The sequence below is a fragment of the Vibrio clamense genome, from assembly GCF_050337905.1.
GTDB lineage: Bacteria > Pseudomonadota > Gammaproteobacteria > Enterobacterales > Vibrionaceae > Vibrio > Vibrio cortegadensis.
This window is the reverse complement of sequence record NZ_JAKJTJ010000023.1, coordinates 137,442-159,736: the sequence shown is the minus strand read 5'-3', so window position 1 is coordinate 159,736 and position 22,295 is coordinate 137,442. Positions and strand designations below refer to the sequence as shown.

The following is a 22,295-nucleotide window of genomic DNA, read 5'->3' as shown; positions in this document are numbered from 1 at the left end:
GAGCGATAAACGCTCCTTTTTTCATATCTGAGACAGATTATTTTGCAACGGCGCCACCTAGATTGAGTTTTGATGGCCATTTTGAAATGCGATTGCCACCCAGAAATATGTTGCCTTTAACGGTCATAATATCTGGAAACTCGGTAAGACCAGATCCCCCAATATACAGGTCTCCATCTACCTCTAATCCGTTAGGTAATGCGGTCAAAGGCGTTCGGATTAGGCTTAAATCACCTTTTACTTTCAGTCGATTCGGTAATTTGGTTAGCGGTGTATCGGTTAGGTTGAGGTATCCGCCAACTTTAACGCCCTTGGGCCACGACTGAATTTGTGTTCCAATGAAATTGGCGTACCCTTTTATAGACGTACCAGCTTTAATTTGTTTTACCATGCTATTTGAAGCGTCTAAGCTACCAAGTACCTTTAAACCAGCAGGCAAGCGAGTGATACTGGTTTTTGCAATATTAAGATTACCCTTAACTAATAAATCATTTGGTAGCGAGGTGTAAGGTTTATTGCGCAGGTAAAGGTTGCCATAGTTATCTAAATGGTTCAGCAGTTGGTAGGAATCTAAGGGTGCGGAATGGATCGCTTGTGATGCGAAAAGCAGCGTGCTGGCAAGTAATATCGTTTTGTACATCAGGGGAGCCTACTTTTCGGTTGCTATCGCTATTGGCTGTAAGCAATAAATATCTATATAGAGTAGTGTAATGAAGTTTTTAAACAAAATCATACTATTTACTGGGATCAGTTTATGTACCAATGCAGTGCAGGCCAAAACTGTTTCAACTCCCAGCGCCGCTCTCATCATAACTGAAGAGTTGGGACAAAGAGTCTGCTATTTCGAAGATAAAGCCTATACCATAGGTGCTGTTATTCAGGTTTCAGATATTTTACTTGAGTGTGTTGCTGAGAAGAGTTTTGAGACCAATGGAGCGTTGAAATGGGTGAAGTTAGACGTTAAAAACGAGCAATAGTGCTCGTTTTATTCGTGGATCTCAGAATTAACGTCTTAAAGAACGAGTCTTTAATTCAAAGATAAGCTTTTCAGCACTGACTTCAAATTTAAAGCGGGCTGTTAGCTCTGTTGACTCATCAGTAGATTTCAAAATGTCATGCTGTACATTTTTGCATACACCTTGGGCTAAACTTAAGTACTTAGCAAACTCAGCGTCCAGTAGTTCTTGGCTAGTTGCGCTAATCATTACTTCAGATACATCATCGCCTTCTTTAATGATAAAACCGATTTCGCCCGCACAGCCACATGCTTCACATACTTCAGTTTCTTTTAGATCAATACTCATAACAAATCCTCTTACAAAATATGAGGCTATTCTAACGAGCAAATGGAGCGACATCTAGAGAAATGAATGATTCTTGTCTATTTAATGAATCGTATGCTATGTTATTTATTAAAGCGGTGGCTTTCTGTACATAGTCGGTTTGTGGTTAATACATGTGTGATCTTAGTCACATTACTGAATGGAGCTATGTCACCTAAAGGTTAGAATGTTAGACAGTTAGTTGCTTCATGAAGGATTTTATAAGATTATCTATGTGTAGAATAGTATTTCTAAAACGAATTAATATTATGGCTTTATATTGTGATCGATAATGTAATTTATTTATATGAAACTTATTGATTACATATTACTCTGTTACGAAGTTTGTTTTAAATGTTAATAATGTTATTGTTAACATCGCTGATAGAAATGTTTTTCTCATATTGATTCTAGGGTTTATTTGTAATACTGCTTAATGTTGTGCTGTTACTTTCTGAAAAGCAGGTAGTAAATTTAAGCTTGCAGTTTATTCTATAAAGAACATAATACGGATAATTACTTTCATGCTGGTTCAGGCAATTGAATTAGATGGATTTACAAAAAAGAAGAGCGTTAAACCATGCCAAAGCGTAGTAAAGAAGATACTGAAATCACAATTCAGAAGATTATGGATGCTGTTATCGACCAGCTATTGAGATTGGGTTATGACAAGATGTCTTACACAACTCTAAGTCAACAGACGGGCGTTTCTCGCACTGGTATTAGCCATCACTTTCCTAAGAAAACTGACTTTACCGCAGCATTAGACGGTCGCATTTTTAAAATGTTTATGGAACATATTGAGTTCGATAAAGATCTTGAAGGCTTTTCAAAAAGCTGGCTTGTTGCTTTGGAAAATGCAGAATTCTTAGCTATTTTACGCTTGCTTTTCCACCATGTAGTTGTATCAGAAAATGCTCATGAATTTGCAGCAAAYGGTATTGACCGCTTATACAAACTTGCTGAATCACAATTTGGTTCTGAAAGCTCTAAAGAGCTAGAGTGGCTATTGGGTAAATCTCTGGTTCAAATGAGCAAATAAGCCTGATTACATATTAAAAAAGCCTCATATATTGAGGCTTTTTTTCTATTTAAAGAAAGTTATATTGAAATTAACTTGTTATCAATAAAATGAGTTGTGTGGATACTGGCTAGAAATTGTGAGTGTATGACTTATTTGTGTATGCATATACAATTTAAGTAGTTGGTTATTGTTATTATAGTCATTGAATTTTAAGTGAGTTCTTGAGGTGAAACCTGTAAGCCGTGATTGGGATGAATTCTGTTATCCATTTATTTACGAAGAGAGTCCTGTTTGTGATTTCGAAATAATCGCAGATGAACTGTGCAGTCGTGTTGGTTTTGTGCTCTCTATGGAGCTTGATGATTATTCGCGTGATTTATTGAGCCGGGTTCAACCTAATATCTATCATTTGAATGGTTCTGTCCGTGGAAAACTGGCTATTTCTGTAAATGAGCTGGAAGAGTTGAAAAAAGATTATGTTCAACTGAGAGAAAAATTAGACGGAGGCTTTCAAGGCTTTGTGTTACCAGGTGGTCATCCAATCGCAAGCCAGTTGCACCTTTGCCGATGTCAGGCAAAAAAGATTGTTAGAGCTCTGGTTAAGATCGAGCATACTAGTAGTAAGAGCCCCGATCCTATTCTATTTAAATACGCTAACTTATTGGCGAATACAATGTATGCACTTGCCTCTTACACCAATCAGATTACAAAGTCGCCAGAAGTTGAGTTTGTTAGCCGTAGTTATAGCATGCCAAAAAAATAGCCTTAACAAAGGCTAAGGCTATTTTGTTGAACATTAAATCGAATGATTAGCTTGTCATTGCTGCGGATTCTAAGTTCTTAGCGCCTCGTAACATCGCTTCAATTAGTTCACCAGCATTAAACTTTTCTAACGCTTCATGTGCTCCTACTTGCTGCGCCCTATCGACACAAATTTCGCTAGAAAGGGATGTATGTAATATGCGGTAAGATTGGTTTAGAGAGGGATCATTTTGTACTTCGAAGGCTAGCTCATAGCCGTCTAAACCGGGCATCTCTATATCACTTACGAGAAGTTCAATAGGGGTATTGTTCTCAGCTTGCTCTTTCATGACTTTTAAAGCATCAAGGCCGTTATTACAAATTTTGTATGGAATATTAATACTATCTAAGGCATCGGAAAGCTGCTTGCGGGCAATGGATGAATCGTCTACCAGCAAAATATGCAACGCTTTTAGTCTTTCTCGTTCAATATCGGTGAGCATTGGAATTCGAGCTGAGTCATACTGTGGGTAGATTTTAGATAGCAATAATTCTACATCTAACAGCTGGACGATGTTGTCTTCAAATCGGGTGATTCCGGTAACAAAGACATTATGTCCAGTTACGGTTGGTGGCGGCTCAATAGATTTCCAATCACACTCTATTATTTTGTCGATAGATCGCACCATAAATGCAACCACAGTTCGCAAACAGTCGGTGACAATTAGGAAGCAATTTTCATACTCTTCTGGCTCTATTGGACGAAAACCAATCGCCGCGGACATATCAATGACAGGCACGGTTAGCTCTCTGATGGTGATAGTACCAATAACATGATGATGAGAGTATGGGATTTTTGTCGTTGGCATATAAGGGACAATTTCTCTTACCTTAAGCGTACCAATGGCAAAGCTTTGCTTTAATGATAGCTTAAACATTAGCATGCCTTGCGATTGGTTAGCCTTACTCTTTGGTCGAGCCATATATATCCACCTACATTAAAATATTCTTATGCAATCTTATCTGATCATAGCTTAACGGCAACTTAAGTCTTAATATTTATGCGTTTTTATTGCGTCTACTCAAATTGGCTAGGTAACGATGAGTGAAGATTTAGAATTGATGAGGTAAAATGGCGTATCGCAACACTTTGAGATTAATTATGGCTAGATCAGCAGCAGCGCTCCACATTTTGGTGAAGCATAAAGAACAAGCAGAAGACATTATCAAACAGTTAAAGAAAGGCGCAAAATTTCAGACGCTTGCAAAAAAATTCTCCACCTGTCCGTCAGGTAAAAAAGGAGGGGATTTAGGGGAATTTCAAAAAGGGCAGATGGTCCCTCAGTTTGATAAAGCCGTATTCACTGGTGAAATCTTAACGCCACTATTGGTAAAAACAAAATTTGGTTGGCATGTTATTAAGGTTTTGTACCGAACGTAATTTGATTGAAGTCATCTATAACGAAAACTTAAGAGCATAGAGGTAATTCTATGCTCTTTTTTTGCCGACGTGTTGTTTGATTGTTTATGTTTCCCCATTTATGACTACTGCTATGAGTGATAAAGATCACAGCTTTGGCTTTGGCTATTAACTGATCCCTAAAATACTTTACGTGGTAGTAAGAGGTTTTCATAAACATCATGAAAAGGAATGGAGTAAGGGCGTTTGTGCTGGTCATTAATTATTCTTTCAATATATCAAAGTGTTATGTCTATTTTTTTTAGAGTGTGCATAGGGGTAAGTTGAAAGCTGAAGCATGAATTATCCAGAATTTCATTCCGTTAACCTTCTACGCCCTAAGGTATCCTCCGGGGTCGCATTGCAAAAGGGGGAGGGAGATTTCATTGCTGATCATATAATCGTTGCATTGTTTGGGCTTGTATTCATTTTTAACCTTGTATGTATAGGTTGAAGCCCAAGAAGATAGGAGAGAAATTATGACGCATTCAGTAGTGCCGAAGCAGAAGAGTAGTGATGTAATTTTACATGCATTCGATTGGACTTATTCAAACATCGCCCTTCAAGCTAGTACCATCCATTCTTTGGGTTACAAATCAGTGTTGGTTTCACCGCCAATGAAATCAGCGAGAACGGCTGAAGGTACTAAATGGTGGCAACGATATCAGCCTCAAGATTACCGAATTATTGACAACCAACTTGGCAATACTCATGACTTTAAGGCGATGGTTGATGCTTTAAAAGCACAAGGCATACGAACCTATGTGGATGTGGTCTTCAATCACATGGCTAACGAATCTAAGCAGCGATTAGATCTGCAATACCCTAATGCCGCGGATATGGCTGAGTATGAAGAGAGCAATGGACGTGTAGAAGAATTAAAACTATTTGGCGATCTCTCTAAGCCGCTGTTTGATGAAGATGATTTTGTTGAAGCGTTCGGTATTGAGAATTGGAAAGATAAGTGGGAAGTGCAAAATGGTCGTATATCAGGCGGACCACAAGATCCCGGCTTACCGACTTTGCGCGTGAGCGATTATGTTGTAACTCAACAGCAGAATTACCTTAAAGCTTTAAAAGCTATGGGTGTTAAAGGCTTCCGAATTGATGCGGCTAAGCACATGTCAATTGAGCATCTTAAAAGAGTATGGACTGAGGACATAACTAAAGATATTCATATTTTTGGTGAAATAATCACAGATGGTGGTGCGACTGAAGAAGAGTACGAGATTTTCTTAAAACCTTATTTAGAAGAGACTCGTTTAGGGGCGTATGATTTCCCTCTTTTTAAAACCATTCATGATGCGTTTGCTCCGAAAGGCAGTTTGAAAGCTTTGATTGACCCATACTGCTTTGGCCAGGCGTTGTCACACCGTCGAGCGATAACGTTTACGGTTACTCATGATATTCCAAACAACGATGTCTTCCTTGATTTGGTGATGGATGAAGCAAGTGAACACTTGGCTTATGCATACATTTTAGGTCGTGATGGGGGCGTCCCACTTGTCTACACAGATTTAGATACTAGTGGTATCGTAAATTCAGAAGGAAAACCACGTTGGCAGGATGCTTGGCGCTCAGAAGCAATGATGAATATGATCGGATTTCATAACCAGGTTCATGGTGAAAAAATGTCAGTGATCGAAGCAAATGACGACATGATTGTATTTTCTAGAGGGAAGAAAGGCCTGGTGGTGATCAATAAGTCGGTTCGAAGCCAAAGTCTACTTGTTCCTTGGGGCGCTGATGTGACCGATTTAATGACTCGTAAAACATTAGAGAATATTGGAGGAAAGTTAAGCTTCGATATTCCAGCAAAATCCTGCATGATGCTAGTTAATAGTTAATAGTTAATAGTTAATAGTTAATAGTTAATAGTTAATAAAAAACGAGGCATTAAGCCTCGTTTTTGTGTATCTAACCAGCTAGCTTTACTTAAACAATGAACTTATTAAGAAGCTCGTCTTGCTGTCTTACATTGCTGATTTGTACTTGCATTGCAGCATTTGCTCCTTCTGCTGCATCTGCCACTAGAGTGGATAAATCCTTAATTTTCACGGTATTGTTGTTTATCTCTTCCGCAACTAAGCTCTGTTCTTCTGCCGCAGAGGCTATCTGGATATTCATGTCTGAAATCTGCTCGATTGCACCACGAATTCGCTCAAGAGAACCATTGGCTTGCTGTGCCTTCTCTACCGCTTCAATGGCTGTATTTTTACTTTGATTCATCGCGTTAGACACTGAACTTGCCCCTGCTTGAAGTTGTTCAATCATACTGCGAATTTCAGTGGTGGATTGTTGAGTTCGCTGAGCAAGAGTTCTCACTTCATCTGCTACAACAGCAAACCCACGGCCAGATTCTCCTGCCCGCGCGGCTTCAATGGCAGCGTTAAGTGCAAGTAAGTTTGTCTGGTCAGCAATGTCATTGATTACTTTAAGAATGGTTTCGATGTTATCTGTTGCTGATTCCAATACTTGTACTTCTGAAACGGCTTCATCAATACGAGCCGACAAGTTATCAATTGCGACCGTTGTGTCACCAACAATGGTATTGCCTTCAATGGTTGCTTCATCAGCGTCTTTCGCTGCGGCGGCGGCACCTTGAGCATTGTTTGCTACATCTGATGACGTTGTGGCCATTTCATGCATCGCTGTCGCAAGTTGTTCAAGCTCTTGAAGCTGGTTTTGCATTGCCGATACCGATTGTTCAGCACCGCTTGCTGTCATTTCCGTATTGCTCATTATCTCCTTACCGATCGTTTTAGATTGAGTAATTTGCATCTGCAGCGTTTCAGTGAAGGTGTTAAAACCTTGGGCAAGTTGAGAGAATTCTTGGTCAGTATTGGTATCTAGGCGTTTCGTTAAGTCACCTTGACCGGAAGCAACGTCTTGGATTGCATCATTCAGTACTTCTAATGGTTTCATTAATGATTTGATCAGTATTAGGAGTATTGCAATGCTGAGCACAAGCGCAATTAAAGTGTATAAAATGGAGCTATCACGTAAGTCGTAAACCGCTTGGAAAGCAATACCTTCATCTAAAATTGCTCCGACGTACCAATCTTCGCCGGGTACTTTAGAGAAATCGACAGCAAAGGTTTTACCATCAAAATCGACATATTGCGGTGACTCCTTGATGCTCACATTTGGTAAATACTCGCTCATCGGTTTACCATTCATACTGCTTTCAGGGTGAGCAATGGTGGTTCCATTTTCGGATACTAAAAATAGGTAACCGGCATCAAATAGGGTCACTTTATTTACTATTTCTGCAAGTCCAGCCAAGCTTACGTCGTAAAAAATAGACCCGATGAAGTTACCATTCTCACGTACAGGAGTCGCAATCGATACGAGGATCTCATTGGTGGCGGAGTCTGCGTAAGGGGCGGTGATGATCAGTTTATTTGCTTGTTGTGCTGCTTTGTACCATGGGCGAGATCTTGGGTCCCAACTGCTACCAGGATTCCAAGAAGGATCATTATTAATATTGGAACCATCATTTTCAAATCCTAACCCAACAAGTAGAAACGTATCTTTGACTACTGGACGGGTAATCACATCGGAAATGTGCTGAGGTGACAAATCAACTTCAAGCATGCTTGTGGAATAGGCGGCAATCGCTTTACGGTTATTAATTTCGGAAGCTACGGTATTTTTAACGCTATCAATGATTTCTATTACACTTTCGTTCACTTGTGATTGAACTTCAGATTGCATAGTGAAGTATTGTTTTGCGGTTAATAACGATACGGTAACCAATAATAAGATGGATGAAGCGGCAACAATTTTGTGGCTGAATTTCATGTCATGTCCTTCTGAAATTTCATTCTCTATCAGTGTTATAGTTAGAAAACTCAAGAGTAGCCAGAAATAGTTACAACTTTAGTTGAGTTCTTTGATATGAGTAATGATTGGTTGTTGTTTCATATATTATTGTTATAAATACAAAAAGCGAGTGAATGACTCGCTTTTTGTGTGAGTTAGCCAATAAACTAAACGATGAATTTGTTCATGATTGAATCTTGCTCTCGAACATTTTCAGTTTGAACTTGCATCGCAAGATTGGCACCATCTGCGGCTTCTGAAACTTGTGTGGATAGATCTTTGATCTTCACTGTGTTGTTATTGATCTCTTCTGCCACCAAGCTTTGCTCTTCTGCTGCTGATGCTATTTGAATATTCATATCAGAGATTTGGTGAATCGCATCTCTAATCTTATCTAAAGCCCCATTGGCTTGCTGTGAACGCTCAACAGCCTCAAATGCCGTATCTTTACTTTGGTTCATGGCATTGGAAACTGAACTAGCACCCGCTTGTAGCTGTTCGATCATACTTTTAATTTCAGTCGTCGATTGTTGAGTTTTTTGCGCTAATGTTCTGACTTCATCTGCGACAACAGCGAAGCCACGTCCGGATTCTCCTGCACGCGCAGCCTCAATCGCAGCGTTGAGTGCAAGTAGGTTGGTTTGATCGGCGATGTCATTAATGACTTTTAGAATTGTTTCAATGTTATCCGTCGCTGATTCCAGAACTTGTACTTCCGATACGGCTTCATCAATACGGCTTGATAAGGCGTCGATAGCCGTAGTTGTGTCTCTGACTACTGATGTCCCTTCCTGAGTTGCTTCACCTGCCACTTTGGCGGCTTCTGCTGCGCCTTGGGCATTATTGGCTACATCTGATGAGGTTGTCGCCATTTCATGCATTGCGGTTGCAAGTTGTTCAAGCTCTTGAAGCTGAGTATTCATCGCTTCTGCTGAGGCTTTCGAACCTGCAACTGTCATTTCGGTACCGCGCATGATCTCTTCACCTATCGCTTTAGATTGAGTGATTTGGCGCTGAAGAGTTTCGGTGAAAGTATTGAAGCCTTGTGCAAGATCTGAAAATTCTTGATCCGTGTTGGTGTCTAGTCTCTTCGTTAGATCACCTTGACCTGACGCAACATCATTAATTGCAGCGTTTAGGGCATCCAATGGGCGCATAAGGAATCGGATAAGTAAGGTCAACGCGATGATACTTAGAATTAAACCGATAATAGTGAACAGAATTGAGCTGTCGCGCATCTCTTTGATTGATGCGAAAGCGATGTCTTGGTCTATGATTGCCCCAACATACCAATTTTCACTTGGGATAGATGTAAAACTTATCATGAAGGTTTTACCATCAATCTCAACGTTTTGAGGTTGCTCAGTCAGTGTTGCCTGAGGAAGGTAACTTGATAGTTTTTCACCATTATTTTTAGCATCTGGGTGAGCAATGGTTGTGCCATCGTCTGTTACAAGGAATAGATACCCAGCGTCGAATAAATTGACTTGATTGACCAGAGTTGCAAGGTTTGTTAATTCTAGGTCATAGAACATGCCAGCAACAAGTTGACCATTTTTCTTAACAGGGGTCCCGACTGAAATGATCACGTTTTTACTTGATGCATCAACATAAGGTGCGGTGACAACAAGGTGCCCTTTTGATTTGGCGTCTTTATACCACGGTCTCTGGCGAGGATCGTAATCAGAGCCAGCGTCCCAGTTATCGTCGTTCTCTATTACAAAGCCATTCTCTTCATAGCCATAGCCGATGGCTAAAAAGCTGTTTTTTAACTTTGGTGTTTCAAGAATCGCCTGAACATAGTCGTGATCGTTTGGAGAGATCTCTAGAATTTCGGTTGTGCTCTGGGCTAGAGATTTTTTTGCTTCCATCTCTGATACAACCGTATTTTTGACCCCTGCCACCAGTTCATTGAGGCTGGAGCTAACACTTGACTCAACTTCCGCGCGAACGGTATATAACTGTTTTATTGACAGCAAGGAGACGGTAACGAGTAATAATGCCGATGAGGCCGCTACAACTTTGTGACTAAACTTCATAAAAATCCCTCTTTAAATAAGCCAGTAAGTAATCCGTTATTCTTCTTATTATGTAATTGTATCGGCAAGTATGAATGAAACTTGATTGGATATCGCTATCAATTCCACGAAATAACAGCATGTGTGAGCTACGCCTCTGAATGGAGTACTATTAATATGTGAATTTCGTTCGAATAAGATGTGATTGTTACGATAAATACCTAGTTAACTGAGATATTTATGCGTATATGCAGTTACTTAATTGAAATTTTAGATGTGTTTATAGCTCGAGAGAACTAGTCTTTATAGAACATTTTACGGATACTAGCCATTAGAGGTGTGATTTGGTTTTTTTCGGCCATAAATTTGTTTTTTATAATAAAAAGCCCCGCATTAAGCGAGGCTCTAACTAACTAACTAACTAACTAACTAACTAACTAACTATTTATTTATTTTTCTTGCCATATTTCATTTAAAAGATGAAATGGGCTACACCAGCGATAACAGGAAGGGTTATCAACGTACGCAGGATAAAGATAATGAACAGTTCAAAGATATTGACTGGGATACGGCTACCTAATAGCAGGGCACCAACTTCAGACATATAAATAAGTTGAGTTACTGACATTGCAGCAATGACAAATCGAGTCATTTCGTTGTCGATCGACGCCGCAAGAATCGCGGGAATAAACATATCAGCAAAACCAACAACGATGGTTTCAGATGCCGCAACTGCTTCTGGAATGCCTAACAGCTCTAAGAAGGGAATAAATGGTTGTCCAAGTACAGAGAAAATAGAAGTGTACTCAGCGATAACCAATGCAATCGTACCTAAACCCATCACCACAGGCAGTACGCCGAATACCATATCAGCAGCATTGCGTATGCCTTCACCGAATACAGATTTAACTGAAGTGACTTTACTTGCTTTATTCAATGCTTGCTCTAATCCCCAAGAGAAAGAGGTGTGGCCCGCAGGAATAGCGTCTGCGTCTTTATCTGGTACAGAGCCATCAATGAAAGTGTTCTTTTTCATTGATAATGGAGGCAGTCGAGGAATAATGATTGCAGCCACGAAACCCGCTAAGCAGATTGCCGCATAGAATGGTAAGAAAAGGTGCTCTAAGTTTACTTGAGCGATAACAACTAAGCTAAAAGTAATAGAAACCGCTGAGAATGTGGTACCGACAACCGCCGCTTCACGTTGAGTATAGAATTTGTTTTCGTACTGTTTACTAGTTAGAAGAATACCAACGCTGCCATCACCTAACCAAGAAGCCATACAGTCGATTGCACTTCGACCTGGAAGGTTAAACACAGGACGCATGATTTTGCTTAGTAGAGTACCGAACAGCTCTAGTAGACCAAAGTTAAGTAAAAGTGGAAGGAGCAAACCAGCAAAAATGAAGACTGAAAATAGAGTAGGTAGCAACCCTTCAAGAACCAACCCACCAGTGTTCTCTTCCCAGATCGCTTCAGGACCAAACTGGAAAAAAGTCATTAGAACCGCAACACCACCGATCACTCTAACTGCTAGCCATAATAGAGAAGGGTTAAATAGACCGTTTAAAAAGCTATGATTAACAATGAATGATGGTTTAATCAGTTTGGTCAGTACAGAGGCAATAGACATGAAAACGATGATCATCGTTATCATCGGTACTAAGGCGTCACCAAATAGGGCTTGGATTGATTTGGCTAATACTGCAACAGGAATGGTGAGATCCCCATCATAACTAATTGGCGCCATGAAAAGGAACAAACCAATTAGTGAAGGGATGAAGAACATCCAAAAATTACTCTTTTTTACTGGTGCTTCCGTATTTTGCGTATCGTTTATCATCATAATCTCAATTACTACTAGTCAACAAATGCCGAATCCTTGGCATAAATATTCACTAAACATCCGTATTTACTCAATGAAAGAGAGATTACCTAGCTTTGCATAGTATTGCAATACTATGCAGGAATATTGGCTAAATATTCAAGATTAAAGATTGATAGAGTTCGTATTTTGAGCGATTTGTTCTGTTTGTGTTACAAGTGTGTTTGTGGTGTTGTTTTTCGATGGTTTTGATGTGAGCTTGTTAACATACAGGAAGATGGAATAGCAAAATGCAATGATGAATGCAAAAGTAGCCGGAAAAGCAAGTGCATACAAATCAAAATGTTTGAATAATGCGGCTCCTAAGGTTCCTCCTGAAACAAAGCCAGCAATAATGAAAAGAAATAGTGTTGCCTTTCTGCGATCAAAAGGACGACCTTTTAATCTCTCTCCGATCATTATCCCAAGGTCAGTGATGAGACCGGTCATATGAGTGGTTCTAATAATCGCGCCACTATAGGTTGTGATCATCGCATTTTGTAGTCCGCAAGCGGCTGAAGCAAAATAGTGCCCTGTTAATGAGCCATTGACCAATACATACAGAGCGGTAAATAGTAGTGCTCCTTCGGTACATAGAGCAATGCCATAACGACGCCCACGTTTTAAAGCGGTACTTTCAATGTAGAAACCACTAATGGCAGCACCAAGCATAAAGCTCAGTACGATAAACAGTAGATGTAGAGTTAGGTCGTTAGCGTTGTAAAGGCTTGAGCCCAAAAGTGTCACAGTACCTGAAAGGTGGGAGATGGATTGATGCTGGAATCCCATTAAGCCAATTGCATTGACGGTACCTGCAAGAGCCGCAAGTAAGAATGCACCATATTCAATCCAGCGAGGAAGTTTTGAAATCACGATGTTGCCCTCTGTATACCAAGGGCTGGATTATAACGAGGCTAAGTAAAGAGACACAAATAAATTGTGCTATTCCATTTGATCTTACTCAAAAGTAAGCGAAGAAAACGATTGGTTTATTCTTGAGCGTTTCAAAAAGATGCATATTACTCAAGATGTTCCATTTGGCAGTCAAATTTTACCCAGCCATGTTTTCTCTCTTCATATACTGAGAAGCTGGGTTCAGGGAAATCTTGTTCTTTAAATAGACCTAATGGAATGACACTTGATTCCGGTAACGCGCTCAAGGTGAGTTGCATTGTCGTGCCGCAATGAGGACAAAATTGATAAGTCACTTTATGGTTACTATTGGCTATTCGCGTGTATTGTGAAGTTTCACCAAGAATTGAAACTTGCTCAGCGGGAAAACGCGCTTGCACACCAAATACGCTGCCTGTTCGCTTTTGACATTCAAAACAATGGCAAATAGAAGTACGAATGGGCTCTCCTGTGCAAATGAGGGTAACATTCCCGCATTCGCACTCTGCGGTTCGTATTTTTTGGCTCATAAACATCCCCTTTCTAACGGACAAATATAAATGTAAGGTTACTTAATGAATCTCAAGGTATTATTCATAGTTTAGCGCATATTATTACCCGTCATTTAGGATCCAAAATGAAGAAACGTATTTTACCCATTCCTCTTATTTTACTTATTCCCATCCTCTTGTTGATCATCGTGGTCATTGGTGGTGTCTATCGCTTTAGTTTAAGCGATGAAGAGATCTTGGCGAAATATCCTTCGAGTGCAGTGAGTTTTGATCCTGTTGTTAAGGCTGTTTTTGATCTTAAGTCAGTCAACCCTTGGACGATAGAGGTTCCAGAAACGAGTGCGTTTTCGTTTATTGATGAGCTGGACAGCGAACAATATATTGCCTACGGCCACTATGATTCGGGTCTGGAAAGAGGAACCGTTCGAGTTGATATTGGTAAAGTGTTACCCGTTCCTCAAGTAGACTATGCCGCCTATTTAGCCCCTATGAGCGTGTCCAATCAAGGCTCTGGCGTATTCTATTATCTGGCGTTATTTAAGTTTGATACGCAAAGGAGCCGCGTTGTTTTAGCCGATAGCCTTTATGTAGGGGATCGTATTTCTATCACGAGTTTAACGGCTATCGAAGAGGGTTCTATTGAGCTTCAGTATCTCGATAGAACTGATGATAGCGCGATGGCAGATACTCCAACCGTGGAGAAAAAACAGCGAGTCGTAATTTCGGGGCAACTGAAGATTATCGCGAGCGAATGATCGGTTTGTGTTCGAATAATATGCAACTCAATATTGTTAATGTGAGCCAAATTACATATCATCGTCATTAGAAGTATAGAATTGTGAACTAAAACATAAACGTTGATAAATTTTAAACAAATGGAGCTTGCTATGATTAACAAACGTTTTTTCAAGACTAAAGATGAAGTTGAAGTGACTTTTGAACTTGCTGCCGCTGATGCTCAGTCCGTAGCGATTGTTGCCGATTTCCTTGATTGGGAAGCGACACCAATGAAAAAAGTAGTAAAAACAAAAACGTTCAAATTTAAAACGCGACTGCCGAAAGATAGCCAATTTGAGTTTCGTTATTTGGTAAATGAAAATCAGTGGGTAAATGATGGGCAAGCGGATAGCTATATTCCTAACGAATATGGTGAAGATAATTGCCTGGTATCAACAACACAAGTGTAGATAATTTCTTTTTCTAAGTTCTTGTCGTACTGGGTTTTTAAGCTTTTAAAGGGCACATTGTTGCCCTTTTTAAGTGTAAAGATGACAATGCCATGATGATTTCTGGCTCAGAAAAGCATATTCTCTTTCCTTTATTAGTTTAAGATATTGGTTAGATTGTGCCTTTAAAAATACTTACTTCCCGATTCTCTGAATGGTCACTTTACAAAAAATCGTTGGTTTTTTGTCTCCCTTTAGGTGCTGTTCTTGGGCTTTCCGCCTCTTTCCCTGATCATCAACTGCAACGGACGATCGAGCTGAACTTACCTGAATCTTCATTAGTTAGCTCTTTTTTTACCGAAACTAACACCGCAGCACTTCCGCCTGATTTCGAATATGAAATTCAACCTGGCGATAATCTCAGTAGCATCTTCACTCAGCTTGATTTTACTTATCAAGAGATGATGAAAGTGATGGAGACAGATCTCAACTTCTTGGCATTAGATACCCTTAAGCCAGGGAACCAACTGCGTTTTTGGCGAGATGAGTCAACGGGCGCACTAGACAAAATGGAGTTGGTTTTTAATATCGCAGAGAAAGTGGCTTACCAGAGGTTAGACGATGGTAGTTTTGAATATCAAGACATATCCATTCCTGGAGAGTGGAAAGTGATACCGCTAGTCGGAGAGGTTAACGGGAGCTTTTCAGCTTCAGCGAATCAACTGGGGCTGAGCAGTATAGAGATAGATCATGTTGTCGGGCTTTTAAAAGATAAGATCAATTTTTCACGAGACTTACGCGCTGGTGATAAATTTGAAGTTGTGCAGCGTCGTCAATTTGTTGGAGATATCGCAAGTGGCAATCGTGAGATCCAAGCGATCAAAATCTTTAATCGTGGCCGCGTCTTGAGTGCTTATTTACACAAAGATGGTCAATATTACGATAAAAATGGTGATAGTTTACAAAGAGCATTTCAGCGCTATCCGACAAGTCGAAAGTGGCGTTTAAGTTCAAACTTCAATCCCAAACGCCTGCATCCTGTTACTGGTCGCGTTAGCCCTCACAACGGAACGGACTTTGCTACACCTGTTGGGACACCAATATATTCTACTGGTGATGGTCAAGTTATCATGACTCGCAAGCACCCTTATGCTGGTAACTATATTGTTGTTAAACATGGCAGCACATACAAAACGAGATATTTGCACTTAAGCAAAATTTTAGTGCGTAAAGGGCAGAAAGTGTCTCGTGGTCAAAAAATAGGCCTTTCTGGAAAAACCGGACGAGTAACGGGTGCGCATTTGCATTATGAATTGATTGAGCGCGGTCGAGCTGTCGATGCAATGAAAGCGAACATTCCAATGGCAAGTTCTGTGGCAAAGAAAGATATAGCCGAATTTAAAGCGACAACGGATGAGCTTGATAATTTACTGGCAGCTCAAGAAGCAGAGCAGATAAGATCATCAACGCTAGCGAATCACTTATCACAACAGGAAAACGGATCTTAATGCTTTTGATTTAAAGCTGAGTGAATCGGTTGTTTTAAGTCAGCATGAGTATGTATAAAATTGAAGCCGTTAGTATGTAATCAAAGAGATTGCACACTATCGGCTTTTTTATGCTCGACGTATCTGATTTAAGTTTTTCCACTGCTCAATAATCGTCAGTGGACGCTCTGGGCGGGAGAAATAGTACCCTTGAATTTGGTGGCACCCCATCGAATAGAGTTTATTCAGTGCTTCTAAATGCTCAACCCCTTCAGCGACAAGATCAACGTCTAGGTGCCGAGCAAGTTGAATGATGAGTGACACGACATGTTCAGAGGATTTATTGGTCATCATGTTACGGATGAAACTTGCATCAATCTTAATGCAGTCGATAGGGTAGCTATGAATGTAATTGAGACTGGAATAGCCTGTACCAAAATCATCGAGTGCAACCGTAAACCCAGAATGACGAATATCATTGAGAATCGGCTCAATTCCCCCACTTTGTGTGAGTAAGACGGTTTCAGTGAGCTCGATAGTGAATTCTGGCGGTGTGAAGTGGTATTTGCGGATGGTGTGAAGCAAATTTGAGAGATACTGGCTGGAATCAGAAAGCTCGTTTGCAGAGCAATTGATCCCGAACTTTACTTTGTATCCTAGGCCTTGCTCTAAAATTTGCTTCGCCTGACAAGCTAACTCAATGATCCTTTGGCCCAATGGCACAATGAGTCCTGATTGTTCCGCCGCTTCAATAAATTCTACCGGCGAGATGGAACCGTATTCGGCACTATCCCAACGACATAACACTTCGAAGTAATTCCATTCTGTCCGGTTGTTGTTAACAATTGGCTGGACCACTACGTAGATCTCGCTGTTTTCCTCAATTGGCTTTTCTAGTTCGTTTCTCATTGCTTCGATGATCTGTGTTTTACGGTGATACTGAGCGCTCAGGTGGGTGTCGTAGCACTGGATATGTGTATCTCGATATTGCTTGCAATCTTTGAGCGCGAGACTTGCATTTAGTATGAGTTGATCGGCACTTACTTGGTTATTTGATGTTCTGGCAATACCGATACTCACACTAAAGTTGATTTGGTGAGCAGAGTCTGTATAGCCTTGACTGATAGAGCTAATCAATTCTTGACTCATTTCGATAGGTGAATCTGAAAAGGTGATGAAAGCAAATTCGTCACCAGCAATACGAAATACTAGGTTGGGGTCAGGCACGGAACGTAATAAATTCTTTGCGGTGAATTTTATGATTTGGTCTCCGATATAGTTCCCGTACAAATCATTGATTGCTTTGAAATTATCTATATCAACAAAGGCTAATGAAAAGGGTTGGTCTAGTTGTTGAGTCATCAACTCAAGTTTATCTGCTAAGCAACTTCGATTTAAAAGTCCAGTTAGGTTGTCATGCGAGACTTCGTGGCTGAGTTGATTGAATAATTGGTTTGAGCGCTCTGAGAGCCAGCGTTCCCTGAGAGTATGAACAATAATATTGGCGTAAACGTGATGACAATAAAGAAGTTGAGCGGTGTCATCTAATGGTTCCTCAAAGGTTGAAAGTAAAATCCCCATGATCTCACCGTTATGTGCTTTTAAAGGTACACCCAAATATGACTCGATACCGCACTCTCGTAGAAAGGCATCTTCTGGGAATAGGTCATACACTTTTTCAGTATACAGGCAGTGGTCATTTGTTGCCTGTCGCACGGTTTCGCAAGGCGTATTTTCTAAGGAGTAGTTGAAGTTATTGATGACTTCGCCACCACAGGCGTAAGCAAGGGTATGGGCAATATTCTCGCTTTTGTTGATTTCCACAATACATGAACAATATGAATTGAAATTTTGGTGCAGTTGCAGTGAGACCTGCTCTAAAAGCTCAACATTATCTAGCATCAATGTTGAGGTGATCTGTTCTATATCGATAGTGTGATTAGCTAATGATCTTTTCATAATGATCACTTACCTTTACCTGAGCCAACTGATAATTATTATTCTTATATGCATGTATATTACTATTGACGATGTTTGCGCAAATTTCAAACTTTTGGACTAACTTTTATTGTGGTTTCCTCCACTAGGTTAGGGGGACAGAGGTTTGGCCTACACTCTTTGTTTTATGTCGTGGAATGAACACTATGCTTTTTATCATCTGAGTTGATGAGAGTAATAGAAAGCAATAGCGAAAGGCATTTAACCAATGTTTTTAAGCGGTGACGTGTTAGAAGCTCACTGATACAATGCGCTCAATTGAGAATCCTATAATCAGGAAAGTGAAATGCAACAGAATGAATTTGAAGTTTTAGTTAAAAACGTATGTGCGCAAGACGATTTACCAAAGGCGCTTGAGGTATTAATTGCTTGTGAAGATGAAGAAATTGCTGAAGCTGCAAAATCGCTAGTGGGTCAATTTGCGCTAGCCGACGTTGAAGGTGAGAAGCGAGTTTATCACGTAACGTTACAAGAAAATGATGCAGGTGAAGAAGAAGAGTTTGTTGAACACGTAATGAATGCGGGAGACGACGTTGTCAAATTTGCGGCTTGGTTCTTTGAATCAATGTTTGAATTGAAGCAAAAAGACACGTATCAAGCCGCAGGTAAAACCTATAAGCAACCTAAGCGCAGCTAATAAGAGAATAAACCTCGAACAGTAAAAGAAAATAGATGAGTCAAATACGACTGATTTTTATTAAATACTCATCATGAAAGTTAATTACAATAAAACGTGATGCAAGTCTTGTTTTTGGTTCTGTTTAATGTAAAATCGCCACATAAAGAAAGTTAATTACAAAACTATATTGATGTGGAGAGATAACATGGGTAACGAATTAGGCGGTGCTTATCTTGGTCAAATGATCGCTCAAGACATGATGCACCAAGCGCTTTATGGCAAGACTAAAGCAAAGAAAACATCTTTCATCAAAAAAATGATGAAGAAGATGTCTAAGTAATTAAGCTTTAGCATATATTTTAAGCCCCAGGCAGTCATGTCTGGGGCTTTTTCATTTTAAGTAATGAAAGAAAATTAGCAGTTTGTAATTGATGTCTGTCGAGACTAATTTTCCGATGATTAGCTTGCCGATTGCTTTGCCAAATCGACGACGTTATCTGGTATGGAATCGAGACCATTCTCACCAATCCAAGCTTCAAGGTTGTCTGCGCCACCGATATATTTACCATTCATCCAGATTTGTGGAACCGTTACCGGTGTTTTTTCGCCAATGATGGCTTTTACTTCTGGAATCATGCGGTAAAGTGCGGCGCTCTCTTTGACAACATCATGGTATTGATACTGGATGCCTGCATCGTCCAACATCTGTTTTGCTTTAACACAGTATGGACATGTCGCTTTGCCATAGACAATGCTTCCTTTAAGCGAGTCTCGTGTGGTCCACTCTTTGATTACCGACTGAACCAAAACACCTCGATTCAGAGCTTCCCCTTGACTGATCACTTTACCTTCAACGACAAGAATTGGAGCATGCCAAGCGCCCAATTTTAAGGGCTCCCACCAGTAAGAAAGCCAATCTTTCACTTCCAACTCTACTGGAACATCCGCTAATTCATTCTCAAAGGTATCTTTTAAAATATCTTTGGTCAAAGTGCATTCGCCACAAGGGATATTGACTTTAAATGGCCCCCAGCTTCCACCCCAGCGGTATAGCGTGATTTTTATTGGGTTTGACATCGGCACTTCCTTTCATGATTCCGTTTAATAATAAGAACTAATGAACGAGCTTTTTATTTCAAATTAAATTTTTATTTTTTGTTTAGAAGGCTTTTTTGTTTCCCAATGAGTGATAAAAGCAACAGACGCGATAATGATGAACGCTCCAAGCCACAGTCTTCCAGGTGGAACCCAGCCAAATACCATCCAGCCAGCTAATACATTAAGAGGAAGCTTTGCATGGTCAAAAGGTTGTACAAACGAAGCATCAGCAACTGCATAAGCCTTAACAATTGCCCATTGAGCCAAAGCTGTCATCGCACCAGCAGCAAGTAATACAAGCCAGATTGTCCCACCTGTTGGCATATTAAAATCAGGAAGAGCGAGCAGAATATTGAATGGTGTGATTAAAACAAGAAGATAGACCACCATGGTTGACGGTGAGTCATCGGAAGATAATCGCTTCACCATTAATGAATAGCATGCCCAGAAAAAAGCCGCGCCAACAGGGAGTAATGTCGCCCAGTTAAAGGTATCCCCCCATGGTTCCAAAATAATCATAGCACCGATAAAGCCTGTCAGCGTGGCTCCCCAGCGTGCCGTTCCTACTTTCTCTTTTAGAAATAGACCAGAGCCGATCGTTGCAAACAAAGGGGATGTCATTAGCAATGCGATACCTTGCCAAATGGGTACAGGGTACGCGAGCGCCCACAACCACAGTTGAATCCCAATAACGGAAAGGAAAACACGTAAAAGGTGCATACCAAGGCGGTTGGTTCTGAGAGATTGACGGATCCCTAATGTTCTTAAGTAAGGCAAGATCACGACTAAAGCTATCGCATATTGTACAAGTGCGACAGTTGTGGAAGGGAGACCAAACTTAATACTGGCGACTTGTGCAAGGCTATTCACAATGGCGAAAGCTAAGCCTGCTGTGAGCATCCAACTTGCCCCTTGGATTGGGTGATGATTTGATTGGGTCATTTAAAAGAGAATTTGTTAAAAGATGTTAGTAAATCATACGTTTTATCGCGGGCTAAGCCAATCATATCCTTTTGATGATGTTGTTAAAAAAATCTGAAGGAAAGAGATATCCCCCAATAAACACGAGGAAAGTGAAAAATAGGTAGCGATTGATGATTGCTGTGATTACTCTGGTGTTAAATATATGGTGGCAAGCTTTGGACAACATGATCTCAGTAAGTATAGAAACCAGCAATCTGTGGGAGAAATGAATAAATGACAACTCAATTTCTTGATGACGTGATACAAGGTCATCGAGTCGTCCAATCATTAGATGTTGGTGATTTACCTTGTGGTGAACACCAACTTTGGTTTCAGGCTTCAACTTGTGGCATTGCTCAGCAACAGTTGCTTCCTGTGAGAGTGTTTAAAGGGACGCAGTCTGGACCTCTATTAATGATCACTGCTGGTATCCATGGCGATGAACTCAATGGCGTTTTGGCCGCTCAGCAAGTGGCACGAAAATTGGTTGGAAAATCTGTTTTTGGGTGTGTGACGATTGTCCCTACGGTCAATTTAACGGGAATGCTGAATCATAGTCGAGATTTTATTACTTCGGCACCAGATGCTTCTTCCGTTAACTTGAATCGTTTTTTTCCGGGTAACCACGACGGTTCAACAGCAGAACGTTTCTTGGCTAATTTATGGGAAAAGCTATTGAAACCCAATGCTACGTTCGCGATTGATCTCCATACTCAAACCAGTGGAGCGATTTACCCATTGTATGCGTTCGCTGATTTTCGATTGCCTACGGCGGTGGAAATGGCGAGATTGATGGATCCTGACTGCATATTAGATGATCCTGGAGACCCGGGCATCTTGGAAACTGTGTGGAACCGTAATGGGATCCCAAGTATCACGGTTGAAGTGGGGATGGGGAAAGTGACCCAACTTGATATGATTCAGCGTGCGGTCGATGGCGTAATCAATGTTTTGAGTCACTATCAAATGATTACCGGCACGGTGAAACCACCAAGCAGAGAATGCGTGGAAGGGAGTAAAATTGTAACAGTCAGAGCGGAAAGCGGAGGGTTTATTATTCCGCAGGTTGCTCTTCTGGATGAGGTAAAACCAGATCAACTATTGGCTATTCAGTATGATGCGTTTGGGCAAGAATCGATGCGATACCTTTCACCATCACACGGTGTCGTGTTGAGTCATAATACTGATGCGATGCGCGAACCGGGTGGGCTAGTGGTGCGGTTGTTATCGTAACTATCTATATTCTGGAGAGCTTGCTTTTGGTGAACATGCTTCTGGTAAATATGCTTCTCGTGAACTTGAGCCGGG

General features: G+C 40.5%; 22 protein-coding genes. 11 read left to right on the top strand and 11 right to left on the bottom strand.

Going from position 1 to position 22,295, the window contains the following annotated elements; all coding sequences use genetic code 11:
• Window positions 1-37: 37 nt before the first annotated feature.
• Window positions 38-640: a hypothetical protein gene (locus L4C39_RS11715; RefSeq protein WP_017052985.1), complete on the bottom strand. Its 603-nt coding sequence runs from the start codon at window positions 638-640 to the stop codon at window positions 38-40.
• 70 nt (window positions 641-710) lie between these two features.
• Here L4C39_RS11715 and L4C39_RS11710 point away from each other — a divergent pair, with 70 nt between their 5' ends.
• A complete protein-coding gene (locus L4C39_RS11710; RefSeq protein WP_113798411.1) occupies window positions 711-977 on the top strand; it encodes a DUF1496 domain-containing protein in 267 nt (88 codons plus the stop codon).
• Between the two features lie 27 nt (window positions 978-1,004).
• Here the strand turns inward: L4C39_RS11710 and L4C39_RS11705 are convergent, their stop codons facing one another.
• The gene (locus L4C39_RS11705) at window positions 1,005-1,304 is read right to left on the bottom strand and encodes a DUF406 family protein (RefSeq protein ID WP_017052983.1); all 300 of its coding nucleotides are present in this window, start codon (window positions 1,302-1,304) and stop codon (window positions 1,005-1,007) included.
• A gap of 598 nt (window positions 1,305-1,902) precedes the next feature.
• On the opposite strand from L4C39_RS11705, the gene L4C39_RS11700 reads away from it, so the two are divergent.
• Both L4C39_RS11700 and L4C39_RS11695 read left to right on the top strand, forming a co-directional pair.
• Window positions 1,903-2,364, top strand: a complete 462-nt coding sequence (locus L4C39_RS11700; RefSeq protein ID WP_017052982.1) for a TetR/AcrR family transcriptional regulator — start codon at window positions 1,903-1,905, stop codon at window positions 2,362-2,364.
• Between the two features lie 208 nt (window positions 2,365-2,572).
• Window positions 2,573-3,109, top strand: coding sequence for an ATP:cob(I)alamin adenosyltransferase (locus L4C39_RS11695; protein ID WP_261889933.1), 537 nt, complete (start codon window positions 2,573-2,575; stop codon window positions 3,107-3,109).
• A 46-nt stretch (window positions 3,110-3,155) separates the two neighbouring features.
• On the opposite strand, the gene L4C39_RS11690 is transcribed toward L4C39_RS11695, so the two are convergent.
• Complete coding sequence (locus L4C39_RS11690) at window positions 3,156-4,070, bottom strand: chemotaxis protein (protein WP_017052980.1); 915 nt, start codon at window positions 4,068-4,070, stop codon at window positions 3,156-3,158.
• 179 nt (window positions 4,071-4,249) lie between these two features.
• Here L4C39_RS11690 and ppiC point away from each other — a divergent pair, with 179 nt between their 5' ends.
• Together ppiC and L4C39_RS11680 are read left to right on the top strand one after the other, a co-directional pair.
• Complete coding sequence (gene ppiC, locus L4C39_RS11685) at window positions 4,250-4,528, top strand: peptidylprolyl isomerase PpiC (RefSeq protein ID WP_017052979.1); 279 nt, start codon at window positions 4,250-4,252, stop codon at window positions 4,526-4,528.
• Window positions 4,529-5,025: 497 nt separating this feature from the next.
• Window positions 5,026-6,393, top strand: a complete 1,368-nt coding sequence (locus tag L4C39_RS11680; protein ID WP_113798407.1) for an alpha-amylase family protein — start codon at window positions 5,026-5,028, stop codon at window positions 6,391-6,393.
• An 88-nt stretch (window positions 6,394-6,481) separates the two neighbouring features.
• On the opposite strand, the gene L4C39_RS11675 is transcribed toward L4C39_RS11680, so the two are convergent.
• The 5 genes from L4C39_RS11675 to L4C39_RS11655 form a co-directional block, all read right to left on the bottom strand.
• Entirely contained in the window at window positions 6,482-8,350 is a 1,869-nt protein-coding gene (locus tag L4C39_RS11675; RefSeq protein WP_429746031.1) for a methyl-accepting chemotaxis protein, read from the bottom strand.
• A gap of 188 nt (window positions 8,351-8,538) precedes the next feature.
• Complete coding sequence (locus tag L4C39_RS11670) at window positions 8,539-10,410, bottom strand: methyl-accepting chemotaxis protein (protein ID WP_371711693.1); 1,872 nt, start codon at window positions 10,408-10,410, stop codon at window positions 8,539-8,541.
• Window positions 10,411-10,861: 451 nt separating this feature from the next.
• On the bottom strand, window positions 10,862-12,232 hold the full coding sequence (locus L4C39_RS11665; RefSeq protein ID WP_017052975.1) for a YjiH family protein: 1,371 nt from the start codon (window positions 12,230-12,232) through the stop codon (window positions 10,862-10,864).
• A 147-nt stretch (window positions 12,233-12,379) separates the two neighbouring features.
• Window positions 12,380-13,126 (bottom strand): YoaK family protein, encoded by a 747-nt coding sequence (locus L4C39_RS11660; RefSeq protein ID WP_017052974.1) that lies wholly within the window; start codon window positions 13,124-13,126, stop codon window positions 12,380-12,382.
• Between the two features lie 146 nt (window positions 13,127-13,272).
• Window positions 13,273-13,674 (bottom strand): GFA family protein, encoded by a 402-nt coding sequence (locus L4C39_RS11655; RefSeq protein WP_017052973.1) that lies wholly within the window; start codon window positions 13,672-13,674, stop codon window positions 13,273-13,275.
• Window positions 13,675-13,781: 107 nt separating this feature from the next.
• Here L4C39_RS11655 and L4C39_RS11650 point away from each other — a divergent pair, with 107 nt between their 5' ends.
• The 3 genes from L4C39_RS11650 (at window position 13,782) to shyA (ending at window position 16,330) form a co-directional block, all read left to right on the top strand.
• Window positions 13,782-14,411 carry a hypothetical protein gene (locus tag L4C39_RS11650; protein ID WP_017052972.1) on the top strand — a complete coding sequence of 210 codons (630 nt, stop codon included), beginning with the start codon at window positions 13,782-13,784 and terminating at the stop codon, window positions 14,409-14,411.
• Window positions 14,412-14,543: 132 nt separating this feature from the next.
• The gene (locus L4C39_RS11645) at window positions 14,544-14,843 is read left to right on the top strand and encodes an isoamylase early set domain-containing protein (protein ID WP_017052971.1); all 300 of its coding nucleotides are present in this window, start codon (window positions 14,544-14,546) and stop codon (window positions 14,841-14,843) included.
• Window positions 14,844-15,001: 158 nt separating this feature from the next.
• Complete coding sequence (shyA, locus tag L4C39_RS11640) at window positions 15,002-16,330, top strand: peptidoglycan DD-endopeptidase ShyA (RefSeq protein ID WP_017052970.1); 1,329 nt, start codon at window positions 15,002-15,004, stop codon at window positions 16,328-16,330.
• A gap of 108 nt (window positions 16,331-16,438) precedes the next feature.
• Here the strand turns inward: shyA and L4C39_RS11635 are convergent, their stop codons facing one another.
• Window positions 16,439-18,268 carry a putative bifunctional diguanylate cyclase/phosphodiesterase gene (locus L4C39_RS11635; protein ID WP_261889929.1) on the bottom strand — a complete coding sequence of 610 codons (1,830 nt, stop codon included), beginning with the start codon at window positions 18,266-18,268 and terminating at the stop codon, window positions 16,439-16,441.
• Window positions 18,269-18,593: 325 nt separating this feature from the next.
• On the opposite strand from L4C39_RS11635, the gene L4C39_RS11630 reads away from it, so the two are divergent.
• Both L4C39_RS11630 and L4C39_RS11625 read left to right on the top strand, forming a co-directional pair.
• Complete coding sequence (locus L4C39_RS11630) at window positions 18,594-18,944, top strand: hypothetical protein (RefSeq protein ID WP_017052968.1); 351 nt, start codon at window positions 18,594-18,596, stop codon at window positions 18,942-18,944.
• Window positions 18,945-19,131: 187 nt separating this feature from the next.
• On the top strand, window positions 19,132-19,266 hold the full coding sequence (locus tag L4C39_RS11625; protein ID WP_017052967.1) for a hypothetical protein: 135 nt from the start codon (window positions 19,132-19,134) through the stop codon (window positions 19,264-19,266).
• Between the two features lie 119 nt (window positions 19,267-19,385).
• Here the strand turns inward: L4C39_RS11625 and L4C39_RS11620 are convergent, their stop codons facing one another.
• Window positions 19,386-20,003, bottom strand: a complete 618-nt coding sequence (locus tag L4C39_RS11620; RefSeq protein WP_017052966.1) for a glutaredoxin domain-containing protein — start codon at window positions 20,001-20,003, stop codon at window positions 19,386-19,388.
• A gap of 63 nt (window positions 20,004-20,066) precedes the next feature.
• Complete coding sequence (locus tag L4C39_RS11615; protein WP_029203412.1) at window positions 20,067-20,966, bottom strand: DMT family transporter; 900 nt, start codon at window positions 20,964-20,966, stop codon at window positions 20,067-20,069.
• 255 nt (window positions 20,967-21,221) lie between these two features.
• Between L4C39_RS11615 and L4C39_RS11610 the strand changes: the two genes are divergently transcribed.
• Window positions 21,222-22,220: a succinylglutamate desuccinylase/aspartoacylase family protein gene (locus L4C39_RS11610; RefSeq protein WP_113798394.1), complete on the top strand. Its 999-nt coding sequence runs from the start codon at window positions 21,222-21,224 to the stop codon at window positions 22,218-22,220.
• Window positions 22,221-22,295: the final 75 nt, after the last annotated feature.

What these genes read in the sequence shown, in the direction of transcription:
- L4C39_RS11715 (WP_017052985.1), bottom strand. Translation starts at nt 640, where the DNA reads ATGTACAAAACGATATTACTTGCCAGCACGCTGCTTTTCGCATCACAA.
- L4C39_RS11710 (WP_113798411.1), top strand. Translation starts at nt 711, where the DNA reads ATGAAGTTTTTAAACAAAATCATACTATTTACTGGGATCAGTTTATGT.
- L4C39_RS11705 (WP_017052983.1), bottom strand. Translation starts at nt 1,304, where the DNA reads ATGAGTATTGATCTAAAAGAAACTGAAGTATGTGAAGCATGTGGCTGT.
- L4C39_RS11690 (WP_017052980.1), bottom strand. Translation starts at nt 4,070, where the DNA reads ATGGCTCGACCAAAGAGTAAGGCTAACCAATCGCAAGGCATGCTAATG.
- ppiC (WP_017052979.1), top strand. Translation starts at nt 4,250, where the DNA reads ATGGCTAGATCAGCAGCAGCGCTCCACATTTTGGTGAAGCATAAAGAA.
- L4C39_RS11680 (WP_113798407.1), top strand. Translation starts at nt 5,026, where the DNA reads ATGACGCATTCAGTAGTGCCGAAGCAGAAGAGTAGTGATGTAATTTTA.
- L4C39_RS11675 (WP_429746031.1), bottom strand. Translation starts at nt 8,350, where the DNA reads ATGAAATTCAGCCACAAAATTGTTGCCGCTTCATCCATCTTATTATTG.
- L4C39_RS11670 (WP_371711693.1), bottom strand. Translation starts at nt 10,410, where the DNA reads ATGAAGTTTAGTCACAAAGTTGTAGCGGCCTCATCGGCATTATTACTC.
- L4C39_RS11665 (WP_017052975.1), bottom strand. Translation starts at nt 12,232, where the DNA reads ATGATAAACGATACGCAAAATACGGAAGCACCAGTAAAAAAGAGTAAT.
- L4C39_RS11655 (WP_017052973.1), bottom strand. Translation starts at nt 13,674, where the DNA reads ATGAGCCAAAAAATACGAACCGCAGAGTGCGAATGCGGGAATGTTACC.
- L4C39_RS11650 (WP_017052972.1), top strand. Translation starts at nt 13,782, where the DNA reads ATGAAGAAACGTATTTTACCCATTCCTCTTATTTTACTTATTCCCATC.
- L4C39_RS11645 (WP_017052971.1), top strand. Translation starts at nt 14,544, where the DNA reads ATGATTAACAAACGTTTTTTCAAGACTAAAGATGAAGTTGAAGTGACT.
- L4C39_RS11635 (WP_261889929.1), bottom strand. Translation starts at nt 18,268, where the DNA reads ATGAAAAGATCATTAGCTAATCACACTATCGATATAGAACAGATCACC.
- L4C39_RS11630 (WP_017052968.1), top strand. Translation starts at nt 18,594, where the DNA reads ATGCAACAGAATGAATTTGAAGTTTTAGTTAAAAACGTATGTGCGCAA.
- L4C39_RS11625 (WP_017052967.1), top strand. Translation starts at nt 19,132, where the DNA reads ATGGGTAACGAATTAGGCGGTGCTTATCTTGGTCAAATGATCGCTCAA.
- L4C39_RS11620 (WP_017052966.1), bottom strand. Translation starts at nt 20,003, where the DNA reads ATGTCAAACCCAATAAAAATCACGCTATACCGCTGGGGTGGAAGCTGG.
- L4C39_RS11615 (WP_029203412.1), bottom strand. Translation starts at nt 20,966, where the DNA reads ATGACCCAATCAAATCATCACCCAATCCAAGGGGCAAGTTGGATGCTC.
- L4C39_RS11610 (WP_113798394.1), top strand. Translation starts at nt 21,222, where the DNA reads ATGACAACTCAATTTCTTGATGACGTGATACAAGGTCATCGAGTCGTC.